Genomic DNA, 22,301 nt, shown 5'->3' on the forward strand with positions numbered 1-22,301 from the left:
TAAAGAGGGAAAACCAAAAACCCGAGAAATTATGTGGACAAAGCTTGCAAGCTTTATTCTTAAAAATAGGTTAGTGCTTATCATCGCCTTGGGCGTAATCACTGCTTTTATGGGCTTCCTTGCCAAAGATGCCCGTCTATCTTATGAGTTGATGAAAATAGTACCGGATGATGATCCGGAGATGATCTATTTCAAAAACTTCACCGAGACTTTTGGGAAAGATGACAACATGTTTGCTATCGGTATCCAAGATAGTTCTATCTACAACCTCGAAAAATTCAATGCGCTGTATGAATTTTCCGAAACCATCAAAAACCATGAAGGTATAGTAGAAGTGGTGTCTTTACCCAAATTACTCTACATTTCTAAAAATAAAGCTGAAAAACGATTTGAGTTCAAAAAACTTTTCCCTACTGCGCCCAAAAGCCAAGAAGAGCTAGACAGCTTACTCAGTATCGCCAACAAGATCAAGTTTTACGAAGGCAGGCTCATCAACCCTGAAAATGGAACTACGGTCATCCTGATCTCGATGGACGATAGCTACCTCAATTCCAAAAAACGGGTTGGGCTGGTCAATGAAATAATAGAGGAAGGAACCGCATTTAGCGAAAAAACGGAGATCAAACTACATTATGCAGGTTTGCCTTATGTAAGGACTGCCGTTCAAGCTACTGTAAAGCATGAGCTGAACATGTTTTTGATCATCTCTCTTGGTGTGACAGCATTAATCCTTTTCCTATTTTTCCAATCGTTCTCACCCGTAATTTTCTCCCTTATAGTAATTGGGATGGTCGTGATCTGGACGCTGGGGACGCTGGTTATTTTCGATTATGAAATTACCATGCTCACAGGGTTGCTACCTTCTATTTTGGTGGTAATCGGTATTCCGAATTGTATTTACCTGCTCAACAAATACCATCAAGAATATATCTTGCATGGCAACAAAATAAAGGCGCTAGCAAGAATCATCAAAAAAATTGGGGTAGTAACCCTTATTACCAATACTACCACTGCAGTCGGTTTCTTTGTACTTACCTTTACAGGAATAGACGTTTTGGAGCAGTTTGGCATCATTGCCACGGTAAACATTTTCAACACATTCATCATCAGCATTATTTTCATCCCTGCTGTGTTCTCTTACCGCCCTGCCCCCAAAAGTCGCCACATCCGCCATCTCGAATTCAAATTTGTAGGTTCAATCCTTAAAACTTTTGACACCATCATCACCAAACACCGGGTAACGGTTTATGGCTTTGTAACTGTATTGGTAGTAGTTGCAATTGTAGGAATGGTTAGAATGCGAGCAGTAACATATATGGTAGATGACCTCCCTCCCAACCATCCTATCCGCTTAGACCTTAGCTTTTTTGAAGAGAACTTCAACGGGATAATGCCGCTGGAAATATTGGTGGATACGAAGAAAAGGCAAGGGGTAAGGAAGCGTTCGAACCTCCTGAAAATTGATGAGCTTGAGCAAAAACTTGCCGAAATCCCTGAAATAACGCCTTCGGTTTCAGTAATTACCCTTTACAAAGCCGCAAACCAAGCATATTTCAACAACAACCCTATCGATTACGAATTCCCAAGCAAACGGAACGAGCCGTTCATTTATAGGTACATGAAAAATCAACAAGATGCGGATAATGATCTGATGACGTCTTTGGTTGATACTAGCGGTCGTTACATTCGCCTTTCTATGAAAGTCGCTGACCTTGGCTCTATCAAAATGGATACACTGGTAAATCAAGTGCTGATCCCTAAAATAGACTCAATAATGGGCGATTCTGAGCTGGAAGCCAAGATAACAGGAACTACCCTCCTGTTTATCAAAGGAAATAACTACTTGATAAAGAACTTGAGGGGCAGTATGTTGCTCGCATTTGTGCTAATTGCCGCCATTATGGGATCGCTTTTCAAAAGTGTGCGGATGATTATTATTTCACTCATTCCCAACATGATTCCGCTGATGATTACCGCAGCGCTCATGGGCTACTTTGGCATACCGCTCAAGCCAAGTACCGTGCTGGTATTTAGCATCGCCTTCGGTATTTCGGTAGATGACTCCATCCACTTTTTGGCAAAGTATAGGCAAGAGCTAATTGCCCATAAATTTGATGTTCCCAAAGCTGTTTCTATCAGTTTGAAAGAAACAGGTACAAGTATGATTTATACTTCTATTGTTCTGTTCTGCGGTTTTGTCATTTTTGTTGCTTCTGACTTTGGCGGTACTATTTCCCTTGGTTTGCTTACTTCTACCACCTTGCTTATCGCCATGCTCACCAACCTCATTTTGCTACCGAGCTTACTTTTGACCTTCGATATGACGAGCGAGAAAATGAAGTTCAACAAAGCCTTTCAAAAATACGATTTCATGGAAGAAGACGAAGACGAGGAAATTGACATCTCTCTTATAGAAGTAAAAAAGAACGCAGGAGAATAAAGAATCAACGCTTTTAAATTCTATTTTTGCCACACAAGGTCTCGAATCATCGAGACCTTGTCTGATAAAGAGCTTTTTAACCCATTTTCCTGCAAAATGCAAAATCAACCTACACTAGCTGACATCAGGGCTACCCATGATAGAATACGCCCTTACATCCACCAAACTCCCGTTCTGACCTCTTCGTCAATAAACCAAATAGCGGGAATGGAGCTATATTTTAAATGCGAAAACCTGCAAAAAGTGGGCGCTTTCAAAATCAGGGGCGGTATCAATGCAGTATCGTTGCTGATGGAAAATGAGAAACCAAAAGCAGTTGCCACGCACTCGTCGGGCAACCATGCGCAAGCGGTGGCACTTGCCGCCCAACTGTTCGGAACTAAAGCCTACATCGTAATGCCTACTTCAGCTCCTGAGGTGAAGAAAAAAGCAGTAGAAGGCTATGGAGCAACAGTGATTCCTTGTGAGCCTACTCTCCAAGCCCGTGAAGACACACTCGCAAAGGTTGTAGAAGAAACAGGGGCAATCTTCATCCCCCCATTCAACGATTACAACATAATTACTGGGCAAGCAACTGCCGCAGTAGAACTATTAGAAGAAATCAGTGGTTTAGAGGCCATTATTGCCCCTGTAGGCGGCGGCGGGCTCATGGCAGGAACTGCACTTGCTACGCACTACCTTTCCCCCACAACCACTGTTCTTGCAGGCGAGCCCTTGGGTGCAGACGATGCCTATCATTCTTTAAAAAAAGGGGAAATAACTCCTAGAGCTGAAAAGCCAAACACCATAGCCGATGGCCTGCTCACCACCGTAGGCGAATTGAATTTCCCCATCATCAAAGAGCTGGTAAGTGAGATAATCACCGTGACCGATGAGGAGATTATAGCTGCAATGAAGCTCATTTGGGAACGGATGAAACAAGTGGTAGAACCATCGGGCGCTGTGCCTTTTGCAGCTATGCTCAAAGAAAAAGAAAAGTGGCAGGGCAAAAAAGTTGGAGTAATTTTCACTGGTGGAAATGTGGACTTGGGCAAGTTGCCTTTTTGAACGTAAAGATTCCGATGCACAACAGTGAAACCCTAAGGGGTTGGCCTATCGAAGAAACCCCTTATTGAGCTTTCTTTTTCATTAGCACATCAAATAATCAGTACATTTTTTCACCCCGAAACAGTTTTCATCGCCTTTATTTTCTCTGCCAATACATTTATTTCATCTTTGGTGAGGTTCACCCCAAAGGAAAGCACCATTTCATAGGGCTTTGCCGAACTTTTCAATTGCAAATAAGGCACTCCCCAATTTTGCCCCTGCTTCACTTTGTAAATCTCGTCCCAACTGTGTTCCACCTTGGGATATGGATATAAAATACTCGTTTTTTCAAACACTACTTCTACCCCACCTTCCCAAATCATCACTTCGCAAGGAAGGGAAATAAGCGGGTTTGCCATATTCAACAGGAAAATGTGGACCAATAGAATTGCTACTATCACCAGGGCTACCCATTCGGATGGGATATCCAATACCGTGAGTGTGATGAGGATAAGACCTGTCACCCAGATCACAAACAACAATACCACCAATATTTGGCGGCTAGATTCGGAGTAAAACGCTTTGTATTTTTTCATAAAACTTGCCAATTAAAAATGACCATTTCTTTTTTGATCTTGACTTATAATGAAAAGAAAAGAGCCTACTCTTACAATCTAATCAATCTTGCTGTTTTTGACAATTTTCAAGGCTTTTACATGACATTTAGCAACTTATACTTTCACAATCTTTTTGTATTTTAGCTACATACTTTTTTTACCTCACAACAAAATATGAAGATTTTGAAAAAGAACTTATTAGCACTTATTTGCCTGTTTAGTCTGACGCAAGCCTTTGCCCAACAAAAGGCATATTTGAACACCGACCTTTCTTTTGACGAACGAGCAAAAGAATTGGTAAACCAAATGACCCTCGAAGAAAAAATTGCCCAACTGAACTACGACGCTCCCGAAATCAAAAAACTAGGAGTACCTGCCTACAACTGGTGGAACGAGAGTTTACACGGCATTGCCCGCAACGGCAGAGCTACCGTATTCCCCCAAGCTATTGGTCTTGCCGCAACTTGGGATCCTGCCCTTATCCAACGCATCACCACGGCCATTTCGGACGAAGGAAGAGCCAAATACAATGCATCCCAAGCCATTGGCAATACTGGAATTTATGCAGGTCTCACTTTTTGGTCGCCCAACGTGAATATCTACCGCGACCCTAGGTGGGGACGTGGGCAAGAAACCTACGGTGAAGATCCTTTTTTGAGCAGCCGAATTGGCGTAGCCTATGTAAAAGGCCTACAAGGCGACCACCCTACCTACTTGAAAGCAGCAGCTTGCGCCAAGCACTATGTGGTACACAGTGGCCCTGAAGGCGACCGACACGTTTTTAATGCTGTTCCTCCCAAAAAAGACTTTAAAGAAACTTACCTACCTGCATTCAAAGCACTTGTGCAGGAAGCAGATGTAGAAATTGTAATGTGCGCCTACAACCGTACTTTCGGTGAAGTGTGCTGCGGAAGCAGCTACCTCATGCAAGATATTTTGCGCAAAGAATGGGGATTCAACGGTCATGTAACTTCCGACTGCTGGGCTTTGGTAGATTTCCACGAGTACCATAAAGTAACCACTTCGCCAGAAGAATCTGCTGCCATGGCATTCAAAAATGGCATAAACGTAAACTGTGGAAGTGTTTCCCCTTACCTCAAAGGAGCAGTAGAGCAAGGGCTTATTACCGAAGCAGAAATAGATGCCGCACTTATTCCGCTCATGAGGACCCGTTTCCGCCTAGGAATGTTCGACCCTCTGGAAATGAACCCTTACAATGGAATAGGCCCTGAAGTGATCAACTGCCAAAAGCACCAAGACTTAGCAAGAGAAGCCGCTGAAAAATCTGTAGTTCTTCTCAAAAACAATGGAGTCCTCCCTCTCAAGAAAGACATCAAAAGGCTGTATGTACTGGGACCAAATGCGGCAAGTAGCGAAGTGATGCTAGGCAACTACTTTGGCGTATCTGGAAATATAACTACACTTTTGGAAGGAATAACAGCAAAGGTTCACCCAGGCACAAAAATCAACTACAAATATGCATTCTTGCTTGACAGGGAAAATATCAACCCAATAGACTGGTCAACAGGTGAAGCACAAAATGAGGCGGAGGCTATCATTGTTTCTATGGGCCTAGCAGGCTTGCTAGAAGGAGAAGAAGGAGAAGCAATTGCCTCGCCAACTAAAAGTGATCGCTTCGATATCAGGCTTCCTCAAAACCAAATCGCTTACCTCAAAAAGCTTCGTGCTGCTGGTGACAAGCCCATTATTGTAGTTCTTAATGGAGGAAGCCCTGTTGCTATTCCTGAGCTAGACGAGCTTTGCGATGCCATTATCTATGCTTGGTATCCTGGTGAGCAAGGTGGAAATGGCATTGCCAATGTCCTCTTTGGAGATGTAGCTCCTTCTGGAAAACTACCACTTACTTTCCCCAAATCGGTAGACCAATTGCCTCCTTACGAAGACTACGCAATGAAAGGGCGTACCTACCGCTACATGACCGAAGAGCCTCAATATCCATTTGGCTTCGGACTTTCTTACACTAAGTTTACTTACAGCGATGCAAAAGTTTCAGCTGAGAAAATAAAAGCGGGAGAACCAGTAACCATAACTGCCAAAGTAACTAACGCAGGGAAAGTAAAAGGCGAAGAAGTAGTGCAGCTTTACGTTACGGATGTTGAGGCATCTTCCGAAGTCCCCTTGTACTCGCTCAAAGGCTTTGAAAGAATCTCTTTATGGCCAGGCGAATCGAAAGAAGTAACCTTCACCGTATCGCCAGAAGATATGCAAATGGTAACCCCCGAAGGAGAGTTGAAACTCGAAAAGGGAGAGTTCAAACTGACCATTGCTGGTTCGTCTCCTGGCAAAAGAGCGGAGGAATTGGGTGCTCCCAAACCAGTAGCCGCTAGCTTTACTGTCAAATAAACCCAGCTTTGATGTAATTTATTGAATGAAAGGGCTTTTAGTTATTCGTACTAAAAGCCCTGCTTTTTTTGAAAAGAAAACTTTTAGCATTTAGTAATTTAAACATAAAAACTTCGTTTACTTTGGAAATGCTACCTTTAGGTAATACACCTATATAGGATATGCAAAAGGCGTATTGAACCTAGGTTTAAAGTGAATATAGGAAGTTTTAGAAAGGAGTTTATTAAAACTTGATAACACAAAATATTTCAATTTCTTCTAAAAATACCTCAATATTACATGAGTGATTAAAATACTGATTGAGTAATATAAATTAAAATCAAAACAAACGAACAATGGCAAACGGCAGAAGAATTAGCATAAGCATTGATAATGCAGAAAAAGCAGAGACTTTAAAAGCAATTATCTGTAACACAGAAAAAGTAAACCTTGCTGGCAAAAGCGGCAGAGGAAGAAGGAAATAATCTGAACTCACGATATAAAAAAAGGGCTTTGAAGCCCTTTTTTTACACCTAAACTTTAATAAAATTTTCGAATTATCAAACCAGCCTATCACCTAATAACCCTTAGTCAAAACTTAATCTAACAGTTTGAGTAAATTAGGGTTGAGGATTCTTAATTACTTAAACAAGATCAAGCAATGACTCCTTCACCTAATCAGGCAACGACTATACAATTTTTCTTCTATTTCTACTTATTTCCCTTTTCCCAAGCCCTAAGCCACATCTACAGGAGCGCCTTCTAACAAACCCCATTCCGACCAAGATCCGTCATAGAGCGCCATTTTGTTTTCCATTACTTGTGCACAGGCAAGCATAATTACGCTGGCAGTGATACCCGACCCACAGCTAAACACCAAAGGCTTGTTCCCCAAATCCAGTTCGCCAATTACTTTTTCCAGCTCTTCTTTGGGCAGGAGTTTCCCATCTTTCAGCACCTTTTTGAAAGGCAGGTTCACCGACTTGGGAATATGCCCGCTTTTCATGCCTGCGCGTGGCTCAGGCACAGTGCCATCAAAGCGACCTTTGCCCCGTGCATCTACTACAAGCTCTTCTCCGCTGTCGATATTTTTCAAGATCCCCTTTGCATCCCGCACCATCTCTGGGCTGAAAGTAGCAATAAAATCACCTTCTTCAAACGTACCTTCTTCGGTGAAAGGTTCGGTTGTCAAGCCGTTCTTTATCCACTCGGGCAAGCCGCCGTCCAGCACTGCTACATTTTTGTGTCCCATGATATTGAACATCCACCAAACCCTTGGGCTGGTATAGATACCGAGGTTGTCATAGGCTACAATTTTGCTGCTTTTGCTGATACCCAACTTGCGGCAAGCTACGGCAAATTCTTCGGGCGATTGAAGCATATTAGGAACACTGGTAGATTTATCGCTGAACGAATTTTTCAGATCAAAAAAGCGTGCGCCTTTTATCTGAAGCCCAGGATATTCCGTCACTAAGCCCGATTTACTGCCGTCTTGAGTAGCATCGAGTATAATCAAATCTGGATCGTCGATATTCGCCGATAACCATTCTATTGAAACTATTGAATCCAAAGTATTTCCCTCCTTATTTTGTGAGTTGTTGTTTTTTTAAACTATAAAGTTGTCTAAAGTAAAGGATTTCGTAGCCGACGAAAGGTTTTACTTTAGACAACTTCTGTAGCTCACAAGCTAAAAAACTACTGTTTAAATAGCAAAAAGGAAGGAATATTTAGCTTACCACAATCCAATATAAACTTTCTTGGACTGCATCTATTTGTTATTTCTTAATTAAAGCCACCCAATCAATCTCCTCTTTCCCAGGAGCTTTGATGATTACTTTTGATCCACCTTCCAGCCTTTTAGCTTTCTTCTCAAACTCGCCTGTACGAGGGTTAAACCACTGAATTTTGAAACCGCCCGAAGCCGAAGAAAGATCAACCACACACTCGCTACCTTTTTTGAGGAAGACAATATAAGTATCATCTGCCTTGGCAAAGCAATAATCGTCTTTGTTGGAAAGGAGGCTATCACTCGGCATCATTTCCCAATAAGGAATTTTATTTTGTGTAAAAAAATCAAGTGCAACCTTACACTGATCCCAAAACAAATCTCTCGATCTCCAGTCTTCACAAGTCAAATCCGAATGGTCGTGCTTGTATCCAAAGTACCATTCAAGCCCCCAAGCGCCGGCCATCATAGCACCCCAAAGGGCATTTTGGCGGGCTAGGTTATGTTCAGGATCATCGCTATCGGGTACTAAAGAGTGCTGCGCATCACCGGGCTCATCCACGGCTACCGCCCAAGGCTTACCCGCTTTGGCAGACTTCTCCCTCCACCTTATAACTGCTCCATGCACTTGCCTAAAATCGGCTTTAGAAGTTTGGACAGAAGGTCCTGTGTATTTCGATTCTGACCCTAACAAATCGTCAAAAGGGTTTCCGTTATGAATAACTACGTGGTGGTGGTAAGGATCTTTGTCGAAGAAATACTGCGCCATGGCTAATCGCTGCTGCGTAAACTGAGGCGGGGTTTTGTGGTTTTTTACCCAATCTCCGCTTTCTTCGCACACATTCCAGTTAAGCGCCAAGTGATGACCAAATCGTGCGATCAACTCTCGGTAATACAATTTCCGTTGCGCTCCCACGCCGCCATTGTCCAACAAGCCTTGGTTTTCGACTTCCGCTAATTTAAAATGAAGGAATAAACCTTTTTCTTGAGCATGGTCAAAAACAATCTCCCACTGGTCTAGCTTAGAAACATCAAATCTATCATAGGTATCGTAATCGATATAGGGAAATACATTTTGGTCATCGCCTACAATATTGAGCGTGAGGAAAGAAACGCTATTCAGTCCTTTGGAAGAAAGGTAGTTCATACCGCCAATAAGCGCTTTTCCCTTTCCCTCTTTCCAAGTCGGATCGCCTTCCTTCCAGTCTTGCAAATGCGCCGCCCAAGTTTTTACCATCTTGTCTTTGTGCCCATCGTTGTGGAACATGCCGTCAAAATCGGCGTACGAAAGCATGTTTTCAGGAGCGTCGGGTCCTTGTTTTAGAAAATACTCTTTCGTTCCTTCAAACTGCAAATAGTGGCCTCCAACGTAACTCAACCTTCCTTTTGCCCTAAAGTCCACACCCGTTTTGTCCGTTTCGGTGATGGAAAAAGAGCCTTTCGTTCCGTCCATAAACTCACCAGAAACTCCAGTTTTTTTCTTGTCGCTCACCGCAGCCCAGTTACCTTTCCTGAAGTCAACGGCATACGTCCATTCTCCAACTTCGTCTGGGGCAAAATGCACTCGCCACACATTTCCTTTCTCGGCAGAACTCTCGCCAGCATTGCCATCAGCGGCAAAATAACCCGGTACCGTATAGCTCTTTCCCGACACCGCATGGTTAAATTCTACATTGAACCTATAATTCATAAATGGATTGAAATCGTCAGCCTCGCTTACTTCTGGGCCTTCAAAATCGATAGTAACTTTGTGCCATTTTTTTAGTTCTCCGGATACTTTCCCCTGCCCCAAGGTAAGCTGCGAAATGGTCAATAAAATGAATAATGAAATCAATTTCATATTTAGCTCTTTTAGTATTTAGTAAAAAAATCACGCTCAAGTTACGAATACAGACATTTTTCTAGGAACAAAAATCTAGGAAAACCTTTGCGCATAATAAAAATGAAGTAAAATTGAACTTTGCCTAATTCACATTAGGCTGTATCATGGTAAGAAGTAAAAAGATGTTTCCTAAGAAGAATAACAAGTATAGATTAGGCTAAAATCAAATAAGTATGGTGTTATTCAACGGGCTAACCCATTGCTAGTGATAAAATGATTATAGGTCACGCAAATAAAGCGTGACAAACTCTATATGATGAATCTTACTCGATAAGAATTAGGTAGGGTAATTCTAAAAAAGATACCATTCATTTCCATTTAAGGAAAAAATAGTCATTTTTTGGAGCTGAAACCTAATACAAACAATTATGAGATTGCGTAGCTTAATCAACTTATCAATACTTTTTACAGCAAGTTTCTTGATTATATCTTGTGAAAAACCAAAGGAAAAACCAATGGAAAAACCTGAACCTAAAGTAGCTAAATCTGAAGACCACCATAGCTTTGCCCAGCCAGAGCAGGCAATAATGACTCACTTGGACTTAGAATTGGAAGTGGATTTTGAACAAAAACAATTGAAGGGAAAAGCTAAAATCCATTTTAAGAATAACAAATATGATCAGCTATTTTTGGATACAAGAGGCTTAGAAATTGAAAAGATAACAGTAGGAGACAGGGAATTAAAATATACCTTACATAATGAAATTGAATATTTGGGAAGTGCCCTAGAAATTGAAATAGACACGTTTACCGAAGCATTAAATATTTTCTATAGAACATCTGCTGATGCACCAGCTCTCCAATGGTTGAGCCCTCAGCAAACAGCCGGTAAGTCTGCGCCATTTCTATTTACCCAGTCTCAAGCAATACTTGCAAGAACATGGATACCTTGCCAAGACAGCCCAGGTATTCGGTTTACTTACAATGCCAAGATTAAAGTTCCCAAAGGACTTACCGCCCTCATGAGTGCAGAAAGCCTCACAACTGACAGTTCAGATGGTTTATTCGAATTTAAGATGGAACAACCCATTCCCGCCTACCTCATGGCACTTGCAGTGGGAAAACTAAGTTTTGAAGCACTTGGCTCACGGACGGGAGTATACGCAGAGCCGGCTACTATCCATAAAGCAAAAAAAGAATTTGAAGATTTGGAGGAAATGCTGGAAACAGCCGAGAAAATATATGGAGAGTATGCTTGGGGAAGATACGATGTACTTGTTTTACCACCGAGCTTTCCTTTTGGAGGCATGGAAAACCCGAGGATTACGTTTGCCACCCCAACTATTTTGGCTGGTGATAAATCTTTGGTTTCATTAGTTGCTCACGAGCTTGCCCATTCTTGGTCTGGCAATTTGGTTACCAATGCAACTTGGAACGACTTCTGGCTTAACGAAGGCTTCACTGTCTATTTTGAATACCGAATAATGGAAGAGATTTATGGAGAAGATGTATTCAAAATGCTGGCTCTTATAAGTTACCAAGACCTCCAAAGTGAACTAGAATCGATGAACTTTTCCGAGGATACTCACCTCAAGCTTAACCTGACCGGTCGTGATCCGGACGAAGGGTTGACTTCCATTGCTTACGATAAAGGCTTTTTCTTCTTAAAACTGATTGAAGAAACTGTTGGAAAAAAAAGCTGGGACAAATTCCTGATCAATTATTTTGATGAACATAAATTCAAATCGGTAAATACAGAAGAGTTTTTAGCTTATTTGGACAAAAATCTTTTGGATACCATTCCGGGCTCAAAAGATCAAATTATTCCTGAAAAATGGGTGTATGGCCCGGGATTACCAGACAACTGCCCTCAAATAGTATCGGAAAAATTTGAAAAAGCAGAACAAGCAGCGAATAACTTTATTGAAAATGGCACTGCCCCCACTAACACAAAAGGATGGATGTACCAAGAATGGGTTCATTTTATAAGGAGTTTGAATGGAAAAATAGATGCCAAACAAATGGGACAGTTAGATGCTCTATTTGGATTGAGCAACAGTGGAAATAATGAAGTTTTATTTGAGTGGTTGATGCTGGCAGTAGATAATCATTACACCACAGCATACGGCCAGTTGGAAAAATTTTTGAAGGATGTAGGAAGAAGAAAGTTCATTGCACCATTGTATAAAAAAATGGCAGACGATGAAAATCTTAACAAAACAGCAGAAAGAATCTACAAAAATGCTAGACCAAACTATCATTATGTAGCTACTTCTACCATTGATCAGTATTTCAGCAATTCTAATCAATAGGCCCCACCTTCACAATCCCTTGTATATGAAGCAAGTAGATTTATGCAAAAATCTACTTGCTAATTTTATAAACATTTTATGTTTATTTATTGCTCATTAATTAAACAATCATTATTTTTGCCAATATAATTAACTATCAAATGTTTAAATAATTGGCAATCATGAAAGAAGCTAGATTTACTTTGCCCATCAAATACAAGGGGGACAGCGTTTCCGTGGGCATCAACAGCTGGAACCCTTTTCTGCACATCAAGGGACAAAATATATTCTTCATATTAGACCGAAGAATATTGCTTGCCATTCTCGCCTTGATGGTTGTAATACTTTTCAAAGGCTCCTTTAGCAAGGAACCGAGCGCTATTTATCATTACTATAATTTTGGAGAGGGGATGGATAAAATTTCGATCCCTGTTAAAAGTAATGAACCCCAGATTAATGATGAACTGCTTGACATTCTCCCTGACCTAGAGGAAGAACTTGAGCTTGAAACAGATCCAGGAAATGATAATATTAGGCAAGCCTTTCTAAGGGAAAAACACAAGATCACCTATAAATATATAGTAGGTAATAATGTAGCAAGGGCAGATCTATTGGACGACTATTCCCTTAAGGAAATGAATGAACAAATAAGCAGGTTATTTGTGAATATGATTCTAGACAAAATACCTATGGAGGATCATGTTTACCAATATTTTACCGATACGGCAGATTTAAAAAAGATTGAAACTTGCCTAATGGAACAAGCTAAATTTAATATTCCTGCATCCATTAAGCTTAGCCAATCTGCGCTTGAAACCAGCTATGGACGAAGGATTTTAAACAACAATTACTTTGGAATTAAAGATAAATCGGGGAAAACCAGAAGAAAAACAACTACCGAATACTATACAGCCGCTGAGCTTAAAAGAAATAAAGACAAGGTTGTTTCACAAAAATTGGTAAAAAAGAATGGCAAGACTTTTTATAAGTGCACTGTGCGAGATCATTTCCAAGAATACATTACTCCTTGGCAATCTTTTAGGGCGCACTCAACTTATTTGAGAAACAACAATAGGTATCACAAACTATTTTCAAGAGGGAAAGATTTTAATGAGTGGGCCGATACAATTGGAAGCACTAAAATGGGTGGGGTTGGATATGCCACATCTCCTATTTACGGGAAAATATTGAAATCAATAATCAAAAGATACCACTTGGATTTACTTGATTACTAAGCCCTTACTTCTTTAATACGAAGTTATATTTCAAAGATACTCCAGCTGACCTGAACTTCAGGGATTCAGAACCTATAGCTTTGAGCGGCAGCCTTACAAAAGGCTCGATTACGTAGGAATTATTATTTTTCAACACTCTTTCTAACCCTACTGACAAATTAATAGCTGAAAAAGCGTCAATAGAATTCATTCCATAATGCTCTCTACCAAACTCCAACAAAGTAACATCAGGCACGTTAGTCTCAGCCGGAACAACAAACTCTTCCTCCTTAAATTCATATATTTCTTTAAAGTTCACGTAGCTATTCACTCCGGCACTCCCATAAAGTGCAAACTTCCCTACAGTTCCAATGGAATATGATACATTTATAGGGATGACAATAGAATGCATCAACGCTTCTTTTGTTACCATCTCCACCTTTCTTGGAGGCGAGCCTTTCCCTTGAAAAGCCACATCATCAACCACTAGCCCATTTAGTTCAACAGCAGAAAATTTATACGGATTAGCTAACCCTTTAGCCTGATACTGCCCCAAAAGCAGTCCGCTTGAGACTTTTAGCTTTTTTGCAACTGGGACATTCACCAGCATTCCAAATTCAGCTCCTGGCTTTGTATACCCTAACTGGTTCTCATGGTTGAAAGATGCAAAAGCTCCTGTCGAGATACTTAAAGTCATTGGGTTTCTAAAATTACCGTTTACATTTTGAGACTCGCTTGGAACTATAACAAATCTCTTTAACCCCTTTTTATTGAGCCTTCTTTTTTTATCATTTTCTACACCTAATAATTCCACATCACTTTTTTGCAAAGAGTTGCCATAACTATTTGCAAGTAGATTTATTGAAACCTTTTGAAACAATGGAGTTCTGTTGATAGAAGGCGCATTTTTTACAAGTACTGTTTGAGGATAAAAAGTACTTTTTCGAACATAAGCAATAGCCTCTTGGTTTTTTATTACCTCAGGTTTTTCTTTAACCCAACCAACTCTTTTGCTGGTTTTTGACCTTAGTTCAGTTGCAGCTTGCTCAACTAACTGTTGTGATTCCAGACCTTTTGCGGTTTGCTCATTTTGAAAACCTTCTTCTATCCCCCCCCTTCTTGCCAACATGGATGCTGACATCATTTCAGATTGCACTATTCCCCCATCTTGATCACCCAATTGGAAGGGCACAATAGAGAATAATAGCATTGCTGCTATTGTCGATATCTTAGCTAATGGAAAGCGTGGTTCAGGAACAAAATTGGTTGGTAACTTTTTTTCAAATTTATCCCAACTTGTGGGATCATACTCTGGTTGTAATGAATCAAGTTCTTCTCTAATTTTATCCGCCAGCCTCTTGTCGAACAGTTCTTTCATATCTCTCCGTAAATAATTCCTTTACTTTTTCCCGAAGTATATTTTTGGCTCGAGTCAGGTTCGAACGTGAAGTCCCCACCGGTATATTCATTTTTTCTGATATTTCCTGATGAGAATAACCTTCAAGTTCGTAAAGGTTAAACGTTAGTCTGTATTTGTCTGGAAGTTTTTGGAGAAGGGTTAAAATTTGCTCGGCTGTCAACTTACTTATGATGTCATAGCTGTAAGTTATATCTGATGCACCCTCAAGACAAATAGTTCCTTTTTCTATCTGGTTTTTACCTCTGTAATAGTCTATTGATGTATTTATAATGATTCTTCTAACCCAACCTTTGAATGACTTGTTTAAGTCATACAACTTCAACTTCCCAAAAACCTTCATGAAGCTATCATTAAAAATCTCTTCCGCCTCTTCCTTATTACCTGCATAGCGCATTGCTATGGACATTCCATATCCATAATAAGACTTATAAAGCTCTTCTTGAGCTGTCCTTTTGCCTTTTAAGCATGCCTTAATGCACGTAATCTCTTTTTGAGTTAATCCATTTTCCATAAACTACGAAAGTGGCATTTTAAACTAAGATACCATTTAATGTTAGGCTCTCCTAACAAATTACCAACAATTTCTTAGACCCAACTTTTAAGCTTATGGTTTAACGGCTCAAATTATATTTTAATATTATTTTTATATTGGTTCATTATCTTTCTATACGGACAAAATTTACTAAAACGCTGCATTCCCCTCCTATTTTTTCTTCAAATCCTCTAATTTTATTACCCAACATTCAATACAGTCTATCTTCTTTTATTCTCACCTGCCAAAACTTATATTCCAACCCCAAATATCTCATAAACCATCTAGCAATTCCCCCTTTGCCTATTTAATTTTTTGTTCATACCTTATTCATCAAGTTTCCTGAAAAGGTGATTAATTTGCACTCGAATTTTCGACCTTTTCCTTTAAGCATCTTCACTAACACCAACAGTTACAACGATGTACTCAAAGCAATACTCTCCACATCCCAAATTTCAAAAATTTCACCAATTACAATATTTGGTGGCTTTTCTCTTTCTCATGCCGCTTATTCTGACCTTACCCAAAGGTACCATTAGTATAGCTGTAAATTCTTCCTATAACATTTTTTCTGATTTATTTTTCAAATACATCACCAACTTGGGGCACGGAGTTGTGTTCGGAGTTGCTGTGCTAATCTTACTTTTTTACAAATATTCTTACTCTCTAATTATGCTTCTTGCAGGGTTAATGCACGGGCTTATTGTTCACTATTGTAAAAACTATGTCTTCAGTGAAATGGCTCGCCCCACGGCTTTTTTTAGCAACCCAGATGTTTTGCATTTTGTAGATGGAGTTGCCGTCCATGCTACCCGCTCTTTTCCTTCAGGCCATACTGCTACTGCTTTTGCTTTTGCATTTCTGCTTCCTATGATGCTTCCTAAAAAAAGGCTTTCTTTCATTCTATTTACCTTCGCTGTTCTGACTGCATATTCTAGAATCTACTTACTCCAACATTTCTTTATTGATACCTATTTTGGAGCACTAATCGGCATAGGTACTTCATGGGCTATTTGGCAGTTTTTTGAAAAAACTCCTGCAATCAAAAATAGCAGAGCCCTCAACTCTTCTTTAACCAAAGATTTTGATCTAGACAAAAAGCTGCCGATCCTATTTTGGAAAAATCAGTAATGTTTGCTTATCAATTAAGCCTGATTTACCATTGTTTTCATCTTTCAGTTTGAATAAAAATTAAGAATTAGTTAAGGTTTGAGTTAAAAAAAGCAGATTTGGATAGAAGTTCTAATATTTGATCCTTCTTCCCCAAACAACTTACTTTTAACTACATCAAATGAAAAATGGGAAAAACAACTTTGACTCTTTAAAAAAACTGTTCAAAAACTCACCTACTATTCCTATCAATAAAAAAGATAGGGTGCTTATCATCAGTGATTTTCACATGGGAGACGGTGGCTCTACCGATGACTTTATTCCCAATTCGGACTTACTCATCTATGCCCTCAGAGAGTTTTATCTCCCTAAAAATTACACCCTCATTTTGAATGGTGATGTTGAGGAACTTCAGCGTTTCGACTACAAGAAAATAAACAAACGGTGGAAAGAGGTTTACAAATTATTTGATGAGTTTAACGCCAAAGGGTTACTTTATAAAACCATTGGAAACCATGACATTGGACTACTTTCTAAAGAATCGCCCACTACTAACTATGAACTTCATGAAGGAATTGTTTTAAACTATAAAGAGAATGACATTTTCATTTTCCACGGTCACCAGGCTTCTGCCAAGTACAATAAACATAATGCTTTGGTTGGGTACACCCTAAGGTACCTAGCTAATCCTCTGGGCATTAAAAACTACTCCGTAGCCCATAATAGCCGCAAAAAATTTAAGATCGAGAAAAGCACGTACAATTTCGCATCTAAACAAAAGGTGGTTGCTATTATTGGGCACACGCACCGCCCACTTTTTGAATCATTACCCAAGTCTGAGAGACTTCGATATAAAATAGAAGAGCTGTGCCGGAATTATTCTGAAGTGAGCAAAGAAGAAAGCAAGGCAGTTAAAAAACTGATTGATATTTATAAAAAAGAACTTAAGAAGCTTTATAAGGAAGATAAAACAGAAGGCGAACAGGATATCTACAACTCGTTCATACACCTCCCTTGCCTCTTTAATTCGGGCTGTGTGATAGGGAAAAGAGGGATCACGGCACTCGAAATAAGCAAAGGAGAGATTAGTCTCGTCCATTGGTTCGATAAAAAAACGAGTAAAAAATACCTCAAGCACAACGGCTACGATCCTATTCAGATAGGTACCTCAGATTATTTCAAGATGTTGATTAACAAAGAAAAACTTAGCTATATTTTTACAAGAATCAATCTACTAACCTAGTTAGTAACTATTGGATAAAAAAAGACCGGAGGCAGGTAACATTACCTAACCCCCGGTTTCTAATCTAAACCCAAATCCAATTAGATTTACTTTAAATTCTTAGCTATCAAACTTATTTATGCTTTTAAAACAAAAAAACTGGAGTAAAAAATTAGCCTACAAAAAATCAATCTAAAAAAGTTCAACATCATACTATTCAAGATACCAATCATAAATAAAACAGATCATCCAGCTGATTAGTTGGGTGCTTTTCAACTCTTATACAGCACATATCTTTGTTTCTGAACTGCTATCAACATTTCTTAGGTATATTTTCTCAATATGCTATCTACTCCTGACATATATCCTACTCCAAAAAGGTTTACATGAACGAGTAAGGGGTAGAGATTGTAAATATCTAAGCGTTCTTCAAGTCCTTTTTCCGTAGGGTAAGTTTCTTGATAAGCCTGATAGAACATGTGGGAGAATCCTCCAAACAGTTTTGTCATGGCCAAATCGACTTCTCTATGCCCAAAGTACGTTGCTGGATCTATCAAGCAAGGCTCTCCCTTTTCCCCTACCATCAAGTTCCCATTCCACAAATCACCATGAACCAATGACGGATGCTCTTGGACAAGCAAATTAGGCAGCTTGGCAGCTAAGGCATCAAGCTTTTTCAAATATGTTTTTGAGATAACACCGCTTTCAATTGCCAGCCTAAACTGAGGCTCAAGTCTGTTTTCAACAAAAAAATCAATCCAGTTACTTTTAAAGGTATTTGTCTGTGGAAGAGAGCCTATAAAATTATTTATACTTAACCCATACTGCTCATTTTTACTCCTATGCATCTGAGCTAGTTGCTTTCCCAAATCTTCCCAATAGCTAGACGAACGAACGCTTGATTCAATGTATTCCAACACTAAAAATGCAATTTGATTTACTTCACCAACCCCTATTGGTTTAGGTATCTTTATCGCATTTGCTTTTATCATTAAAAAAAGCCCTTCTTGCTCAGCTGCAAACATCTCTTTTGGCTGCGATTGGTTCCATTTGATGCAATAGACACCCTTAGTTGTCTTTAGCTTCGTTGCATTGTTGACACACCCTCCAGACAAGTTTTTCTCACCTAGCACAGCTATTTCTTCTTCAAAAACCTGGCTCAACGCCTTTTCATAAAATTCTTGTTTAGAAAACTCAAACATATTAGCCTGTGTGGTTAGCATTAAAAAACCCCACACCAAAGTGCGGGGTATATTTTATGAAATGAACCGTTTTATTATTTATGTAAATTAGTTATGAAACCAAATAAGCTTTGCCTGATATTGGCAAGCTCTTCTAAAAAAGAAACCATTTTTTCACCATAAGCTTTATGTTCTTCTCTAGACCTATCATTTTCGGGAATAGGGGCACCAGACTTGCTTAGTCTTATCAGATGCTTTCTGTGTTGTGAGACATCATGCTTAATCTGGTAAACAACTTCACCTCCGTAATACGTAATGAGGCTTTGCAGGTGGGAAATTTGTTTTTTTTCTTCTTTAGTTGTTGTGACAGCGTAATAATGGTCGAGCAAGCGTTGGAACAATTTCAACTCTTCGCGCCAAAATAATGCATCGGCTTTCCACTCATCACTTTGCTGTACTAATTCATCCAAGCTTGCTTCGGAAACGTATTCATTTGTGGGAGCTTCTACTAAAAGTGCCATAGGCTTTATGTATTTTAGTTTATGGAGATTAAATAAATAGATAAAGTAGTCTTTTCTTCATATTTACTGTTTTTGGTGTGAAAATAAACCTCCTAATTGCGCTTATGATCAGCAGCTTGATTGAAAGTTCTGTTATAATCCTCAACTTTTTCATGACGATCATTGGCAAAACAAATGATTTTCATCAGTAAAAACCCCTCCCTAAATTACCAGTAAAGACTCAAAAGGAAGAATGTTTCCATAAGCCGTGTTCTTGTTTTTCAATGTAAGAAAAAAATTGCTATTATCCATTTAGAAAAGGGAGATTTTGAGCAAAAAAAAGCACCGATATTTCCATCGGTGCTTTATATTATTTTTAGTGGCCCTTAATTAAACTCATTCTCATCAACCCTTCCTGGCAAAATAAAATTACCAGTAGAATCTGTAGAGCTTTCATGAACCTCATATTTCCAACAGTCAAGCTCTCCAATGGGTGTCACAGGCTTGGGGAACTCTCCCTTTTCAAAACCCAATTCCTCATCCTCAAATAGTTTCTCCATAAAAAGAGCATAAGCTGGCATCGCCTGTCTACCTCCTTGACCGTATTTCAAGCTTCTAAAGTGAATGCTCGTATCATCGCCACCAGACCAAACTCCTACTACCAAATCTTTGGTGATTCCCATAAACCATGCATCTGAATAGTTTGAGGTTGTACCTGTTTTACCTCCTACTTGATTTCCCCTTATAAAATTATAGCCTTGCTGCCCTTCTTTTACTTGACGAACCCTCAAGCCTACGGAAGTCCCCCCTCTCTCCTCGTTCGATCCTCTCAACATATAGCTCATGGTATAAGCCACATCTTCTCCAAATGTCTGGATAGTTTTAGGAGTGAAAGCAGCCAACACCTTTCCTTCTTTATCTTCTATACGGGTAATGAAAAGTGGTTCTGTCCAAATTCCCCCATTCACAAACGGGGTATATGCAGCTGCCATTTCAAATAAAGAGACATCGCTAGTTCCTAAACACAAAGAAGGCACACGCTCTAGCTTACGGTTTATTCCATATTTTTGGCGCAAATAACCAATCCCAAATTTATCTTCGGCATAATTAGCCACCAGCTCGGGGCCGTGGTCACCAAACTCTTTCATTAGGTAAGCGGCAATCGTGTTCTTAGACATCGCCATGGCTTGTCGTAAGGTAAAGGTAGCACCTGAATACTCTGAACTGTTTTTAGGAGTCCAGACATCGCCAGAGGGCAGCGTAAAAGTAATAGGCGCATCTACTACCTTGAAACATGGGTGGTATTTATGTTTGTCTATTGCATAAGAATAGAGAATAGGTTTAAAAGTAGACCCAGGCTGGCGATAACCTTGTTTCACGTGGTCAAACTGGAAGTACTTATGTTCTATCCCTCCTACCCAAGCTTTAATATGGCCGGTAAACGGGTCGACCGCAATCATCCCTGCCTGTAGGAAATGCTTGTAGTAACTTACCGAATCGATAGGGCTGAGAACTGTATCCATTTCGTGGCTCGGAGTATCCCAAGTAAACACCCTCATTTTCACAGGCCTGTTCAGCACGGCATCTATCGAATCTTTTTGGTCGCCAAACTGCTTTTTGAGCGAAGCATATCTTGGAGTACGCCTAATCACCCTATTCAAGAATCCTTTTATCTCTTTATAATCATCTGTTATCCATGGGTTTCTTCCTTTCCAATGCTCAAAAAACAATCCTTGCTGCTTGGTCATATGCTCCTCTATCGCCTCCTCTGCCAGCTTTTGCATACGAGTATCGATAGTGGTATATACTCGCAAGCCGTCTGCGTAAAGATCGTAGTTCGACCCGTCCGCTTTTGTATTATTCTTGCACCAAGTCCTTAATTCTTTGGCTAACTCTGCCCTGAAATAAGTTGCCAAGCCTTTATTATGACTTGCCACCGAATATTCTTCCAAGCCTATGGGCAGCTCTTTTAGAGAATCTAACTCTTCTTGGGTAAGGAAATCATACTTCTTCATTTGCCCAAAAACAGTATTTCTCCTCCTGATTGAGTTTTCAGGATTGAGACGAGGGCTGTAAGCGGTTGGGGCTTTGAGCAACCCGACCAAAATAGCAGCTTGGGGAACACTCAAGCTATCAGGCTCAACATTGAAAAAAGTCTTGGAAGCTACTTTTATCCCAAAAGCATTGCTACCAAAATCTACTGTATTGAGGTACAAAGTCATGACCTCTTTTTTGGTGTAATATTTTTCAATATTTACTGCCAAAATCATTTCCTTTACCTTTATGATAAACGTACCCACCAAAGGCATCCGGCATAGTGTTCCATCGTTCAGTGCACCCCTTGTCTGGAAAAGGTTTTTGGCAAGCTGTTGGGAAATAGTACTTCCTCCGCCTTGCAGATCGAAAGAAACAATTCCATAAAACACCCTTAACAAACCTATAAGGTCAACGCCACTATGCTCTTCAAATCGTATATCTTCCGTAGCAGTAAGGGCATTTATCAGGTTGGGGGAAAGGTTATCGTATTCTACACTACTTCTGTTTTCCCTAAAATATTTGCCGAGCAGTTCCCCATCAGCTGAAAAAACCTCCGACGCAAGTTCATTTTTAGGGTTATCTAGATCGCTCAGGTCGGGCATTCCTCCGTACAAGCCAAACCAATTGTACCTAATGGAAGAAATCAACAATGGGAGACCAATTATCGCAAGGAAAAAAATCACCCAAGCTATCCTTGTTATATTTTTATACATACTATCGTTTAAAATTTCCTGTAATGTTGGGATGAAAGTAAAATCAACTACTAGTTTAAACACCCCAATTGCAAAAGTATTAAAAAAGTAGGCTTCAAAATGGTTAA

At 39.8% G+C, this 22,301-nt stretch carries 16 protein-coding genes; 8 read left to right on the forward strand and 8 right to left on the reverse strand.

All coding sequences use genetic code 11. The annotated features are described in order from the left end of the window. Positions 1-31: 31 nt before the first annotated feature. Together R9C00_21445 and R9C00_21450 are read left to right on the forward strand one after the other, a co-directional pair. Positions 32-2,440 (forward strand): MMPL family transporter, encoded by a 2,409-nt coding sequence (locus R9C00_21445; GenBank protein WPO34267.1) that lies wholly within the window; start codon positions 32-34, stop codon positions 2,438-2,440. Between the two features lie 96 nt (positions 2,441-2,536). Continuing rightward, a complete protein-coding gene (locus tag R9C00_21450; protein WPO34268.1) occupies positions 2,537-3,487 on the forward strand; it encodes a pyridoxal-phosphate dependent enzyme in 951 nt (316 codons plus the stop codon). Positions 3,488-3,597: 110 nt separating this feature from the next. On the opposite strand, the gene R9C00_21455 is transcribed toward R9C00_21450, so the two are convergent. Then, positions 3,598-4,062 (reverse strand): hypothetical protein, encoded by a 465-nt coding sequence (locus R9C00_21455; GenBank protein WPO34269.1) that lies wholly within the window; start codon positions 4,060-4,062, stop codon positions 3,598-3,600. A 195-nt stretch (positions 4,063-4,257) separates the two neighbouring features. Here R9C00_21455 and R9C00_21460 point away from each other — a divergent pair, with 195 nt between their 5' ends. Both R9C00_21460 and R9C00_21465 read left to right on the forward strand, forming a co-directional pair. Beyond that, complete coding sequence (locus R9C00_21460) at positions 4,258-6,447, forward strand: glycoside hydrolase family 3 C-terminal domain-containing protein (protein WPO34270.1); 2,190 nt, start codon at positions 4,258-4,260, stop codon at positions 6,445-6,447. A gap of 335 nt (positions 6,448-6,782) precedes the next feature. Then, positions 6,783-6,911, forward strand: a complete 129-nt coding sequence (locus tag R9C00_21465; GenBank protein WPO34271.1) for a hypothetical protein — start codon at positions 6,783-6,785, stop codon at positions 6,909-6,911. A gap of 251 nt (positions 6,912-7,162) precedes the next feature. Here R9C00_21465 and R9C00_21470 read toward each other — a convergent pair whose 3' ends face one another. Together R9C00_21470 and R9C00_21475 are read right to left on the reverse strand one after the other, a co-directional pair. Continuing rightward, positions 7,163-7,996: a sulfurtransferase gene (locus R9C00_21470; GenBank protein ID WPO34272.1), complete on the reverse strand. Its 834-nt coding sequence runs from the start codon at positions 7,994-7,996 to the stop codon at positions 7,163-7,165. A gap of 205 nt (positions 7,997-8,201) precedes the next feature. After that, on the reverse strand, positions 8,202-9,992 hold the full coding sequence (locus R9C00_21475) for a DUF5060 domain-containing protein (GenBank protein WPO34273.1): 1,791 nt from the start codon (positions 9,990-9,992) through the stop codon (positions 8,202-8,204). A gap of 497 nt (positions 9,993-10,489) precedes the next feature. On the opposite strand from R9C00_21475, the gene R9C00_21480 reads away from it, so the two are divergent. Further along, positions 10,490-12,286 carry a M1 family metallopeptidase gene (locus tag R9C00_21480; protein WPO34274.1) on the forward strand — a complete coding sequence of 599 codons (1,797 nt, stop codon included), beginning with the start codon at positions 10,490-10,492 and terminating at the stop codon, positions 12,284-12,286. A 161-nt stretch (positions 12,287-12,447) separates the two neighbouring features. Beyond that, positions 12,448-13,500 (forward strand): glucosaminidase domain-containing protein, encoded by a 1,053-nt coding sequence (locus tag R9C00_21485; GenBank protein ID WPO34275.1) that lies wholly within the window; start codon positions 12,448-12,450, stop codon positions 13,498-13,500. Between the two features lie 4 nt (positions 13,501-13,504). On the opposite strand, the gene R9C00_21490 is transcribed toward R9C00_21485, so the two are convergent. Next, a complete protein-coding gene (locus tag R9C00_21490) occupies positions 13,505-14,857 on the reverse strand; it encodes a hypothetical protein (GenBank protein WPO34276.1) in 1,353 nt (450 codons plus the stop codon). Next, positions 14,823-15,410 (reverse strand): RNA polymerase sigma factor, encoded by a 588-nt coding sequence (locus tag R9C00_21495; GenBank protein WPO34277.1) that lies wholly within the window; start codon positions 15,408-15,410, stop codon positions 14,823-14,825. Before R9C00_21495 ends, R9C00_21490 begins: the two co-directional genes overlap by 35 nt. Positions 15,411-15,851: 441 nt before the next feature. Between R9C00_21495 and R9C00_21500 the strand changes: the two genes are divergently transcribed. Further along, on the forward strand, positions 15,852-16,562 hold the full coding sequence (locus tag R9C00_21500; protein ID WPO34278.1) for a phosphatase PAP2 family protein: 711 nt from the start codon (positions 15,852-15,854) through the stop codon (positions 16,560-16,562). Positions 16,563-16,722: 160 nt separating this feature from the next. Next, positions 16,723-17,784, forward strand: a complete 1,062-nt coding sequence (locus R9C00_21505; GenBank protein ID WPO34279.1) for a hypothetical protein — start codon at positions 16,723-16,725, stop codon at positions 17,782-17,784. A 302-nt stretch (positions 17,785-18,086) separates the two neighbouring features. Here the strand turns inward: R9C00_21505 and R9C00_21510 are convergent, their stop codons facing one another. From R9C00_21510 to R9C00_21520, 3 genes are all read right to left on the reverse strand, one after another. Beyond that, positions 18,087-18,965, reverse strand: coding sequence for a fructosamine kinase family protein (locus tag R9C00_21510; GenBank protein ID WPO34280.1), 879 nt, complete (start codon positions 18,963-18,965; stop codon positions 18,087-18,089). A 74-nt stretch (positions 18,966-19,039) separates the two neighbouring features. Then, entirely contained in the window at positions 19,040-19,465 is a 426-nt protein-coding gene (locus tag R9C00_21515) for a hypothetical protein (GenBank protein ID WPO34281.1), read from the reverse strand. A gap of 365 nt (positions 19,466-19,830) precedes the next feature. After that, positions 19,831-22,194 (reverse strand): transglycosylase domain-containing protein, encoded by a 2,364-nt coding sequence (locus R9C00_21520; GenBank protein WPO34282.1) that lies wholly within the window; start codon positions 22,192-22,194, stop codon positions 19,831-19,833. Between the last annotated feature and the right edge of the window lie 107 nt (positions 22,195-22,301).

It is taken from the genome of Flammeovirgaceae bacterium SG7u.111 (assembly GCA_034044135.1).
Taxonomy (GTDB): domain Bacteria; phylum Bacteroidota; class Bacteroidia; order Cytophagales; family Flammeovirgaceae.

Coding starts and splice junctions, on each gene's coding strand:
- R9C00_21445 (WPO34267.1), top strand. CDS start 32: ATGTGGACAAAGCTTGCAAGCTTTATTCTTAAAAATAGGTTAGTGCTT.
- R9C00_21450 (WPO34268.1), top strand. CDS start 2,537: ATGCAAAATCAACCTACACTAGCTGACATCAGGGCTACCCATGATAGA.
- R9C00_21455 (WPO34269.1), bottom strand. CDS start 4,062: ATGAAAAAATACAAAGCGTTTTACTCCGAATCTAGCCGCCAAATATTG.
- R9C00_21460 (WPO34270.1), top strand. CDS start 4,258: ATGAAGATTTTGAAAAAGAACTTATTAGCACTTATTTGCCTGTTTAGT.
- R9C00_21465 (WPO34271.1), top strand. CDS start 6,783: ATGGCAAACGGCAGAAGAATTAGCATAAGCATTGATAATGCAGAAAAA.
- R9C00_21475 (WPO34273.1), bottom strand. CDS start 9,992: ATGAAATTGATTTCATTATTCATTTTATTGACCATTTCGCAGCTTACC.
- R9C00_21480 (WPO34274.1), top strand. CDS start 10,490: ATGGAAAAACCTGAACCTAAAGTAGCTAAATCTGAAGACCACCATAGC.
- R9C00_21485 (WPO34275.1), top strand. CDS start 12,448: ATGAAAGAAGCTAGATTTACTTTGCCCATCAAATACAAGGGGGACAGC.
- R9C00_21490 (WPO34276.1), bottom strand. CDS start 14,857: ATGAAAGAACTGTTCGACAAGAGGCTGGCGGATAAAATTAGAGAAGAA.
- R9C00_21495 (WPO34277.1), bottom strand. CDS start 15,410: ATGGAAAATGGATTAACTCAAAAAGAGATTACGTGCATTAAGGCATGC.
- R9C00_21500 (WPO34278.1), top strand. CDS start 15,852: ATGTACTCAAAGCAATACTCTCCACATCCCAAATTTCAAAAATTTCAC.
- R9C00_21505 (WPO34279.1), top strand. CDS start 16,723: ATGAAAAATGGGAAAAACAACTTTGACTCTTTAAAAAAACTGTTCAAA.
- R9C00_21510 (WPO34280.1), bottom strand. CDS start 18,965: ATGTTTGAGTTTTCTAAACAAGAATTTTATGAAAAGGCGTTGAGCCAG.
- R9C00_21515 (WPO34281.1), bottom strand. CDS start 19,465: ATGGCACTTTTAGTAGAAGCTCCCACAAATGAATACGTTTCCGAAGCA.
- R9C00_21520 (WPO34282.1), bottom strand. CDS start 22,194: ATGTATAAAAATATAACAAGGATAGCTTGGGTGATTTTTTTCCTTGCG.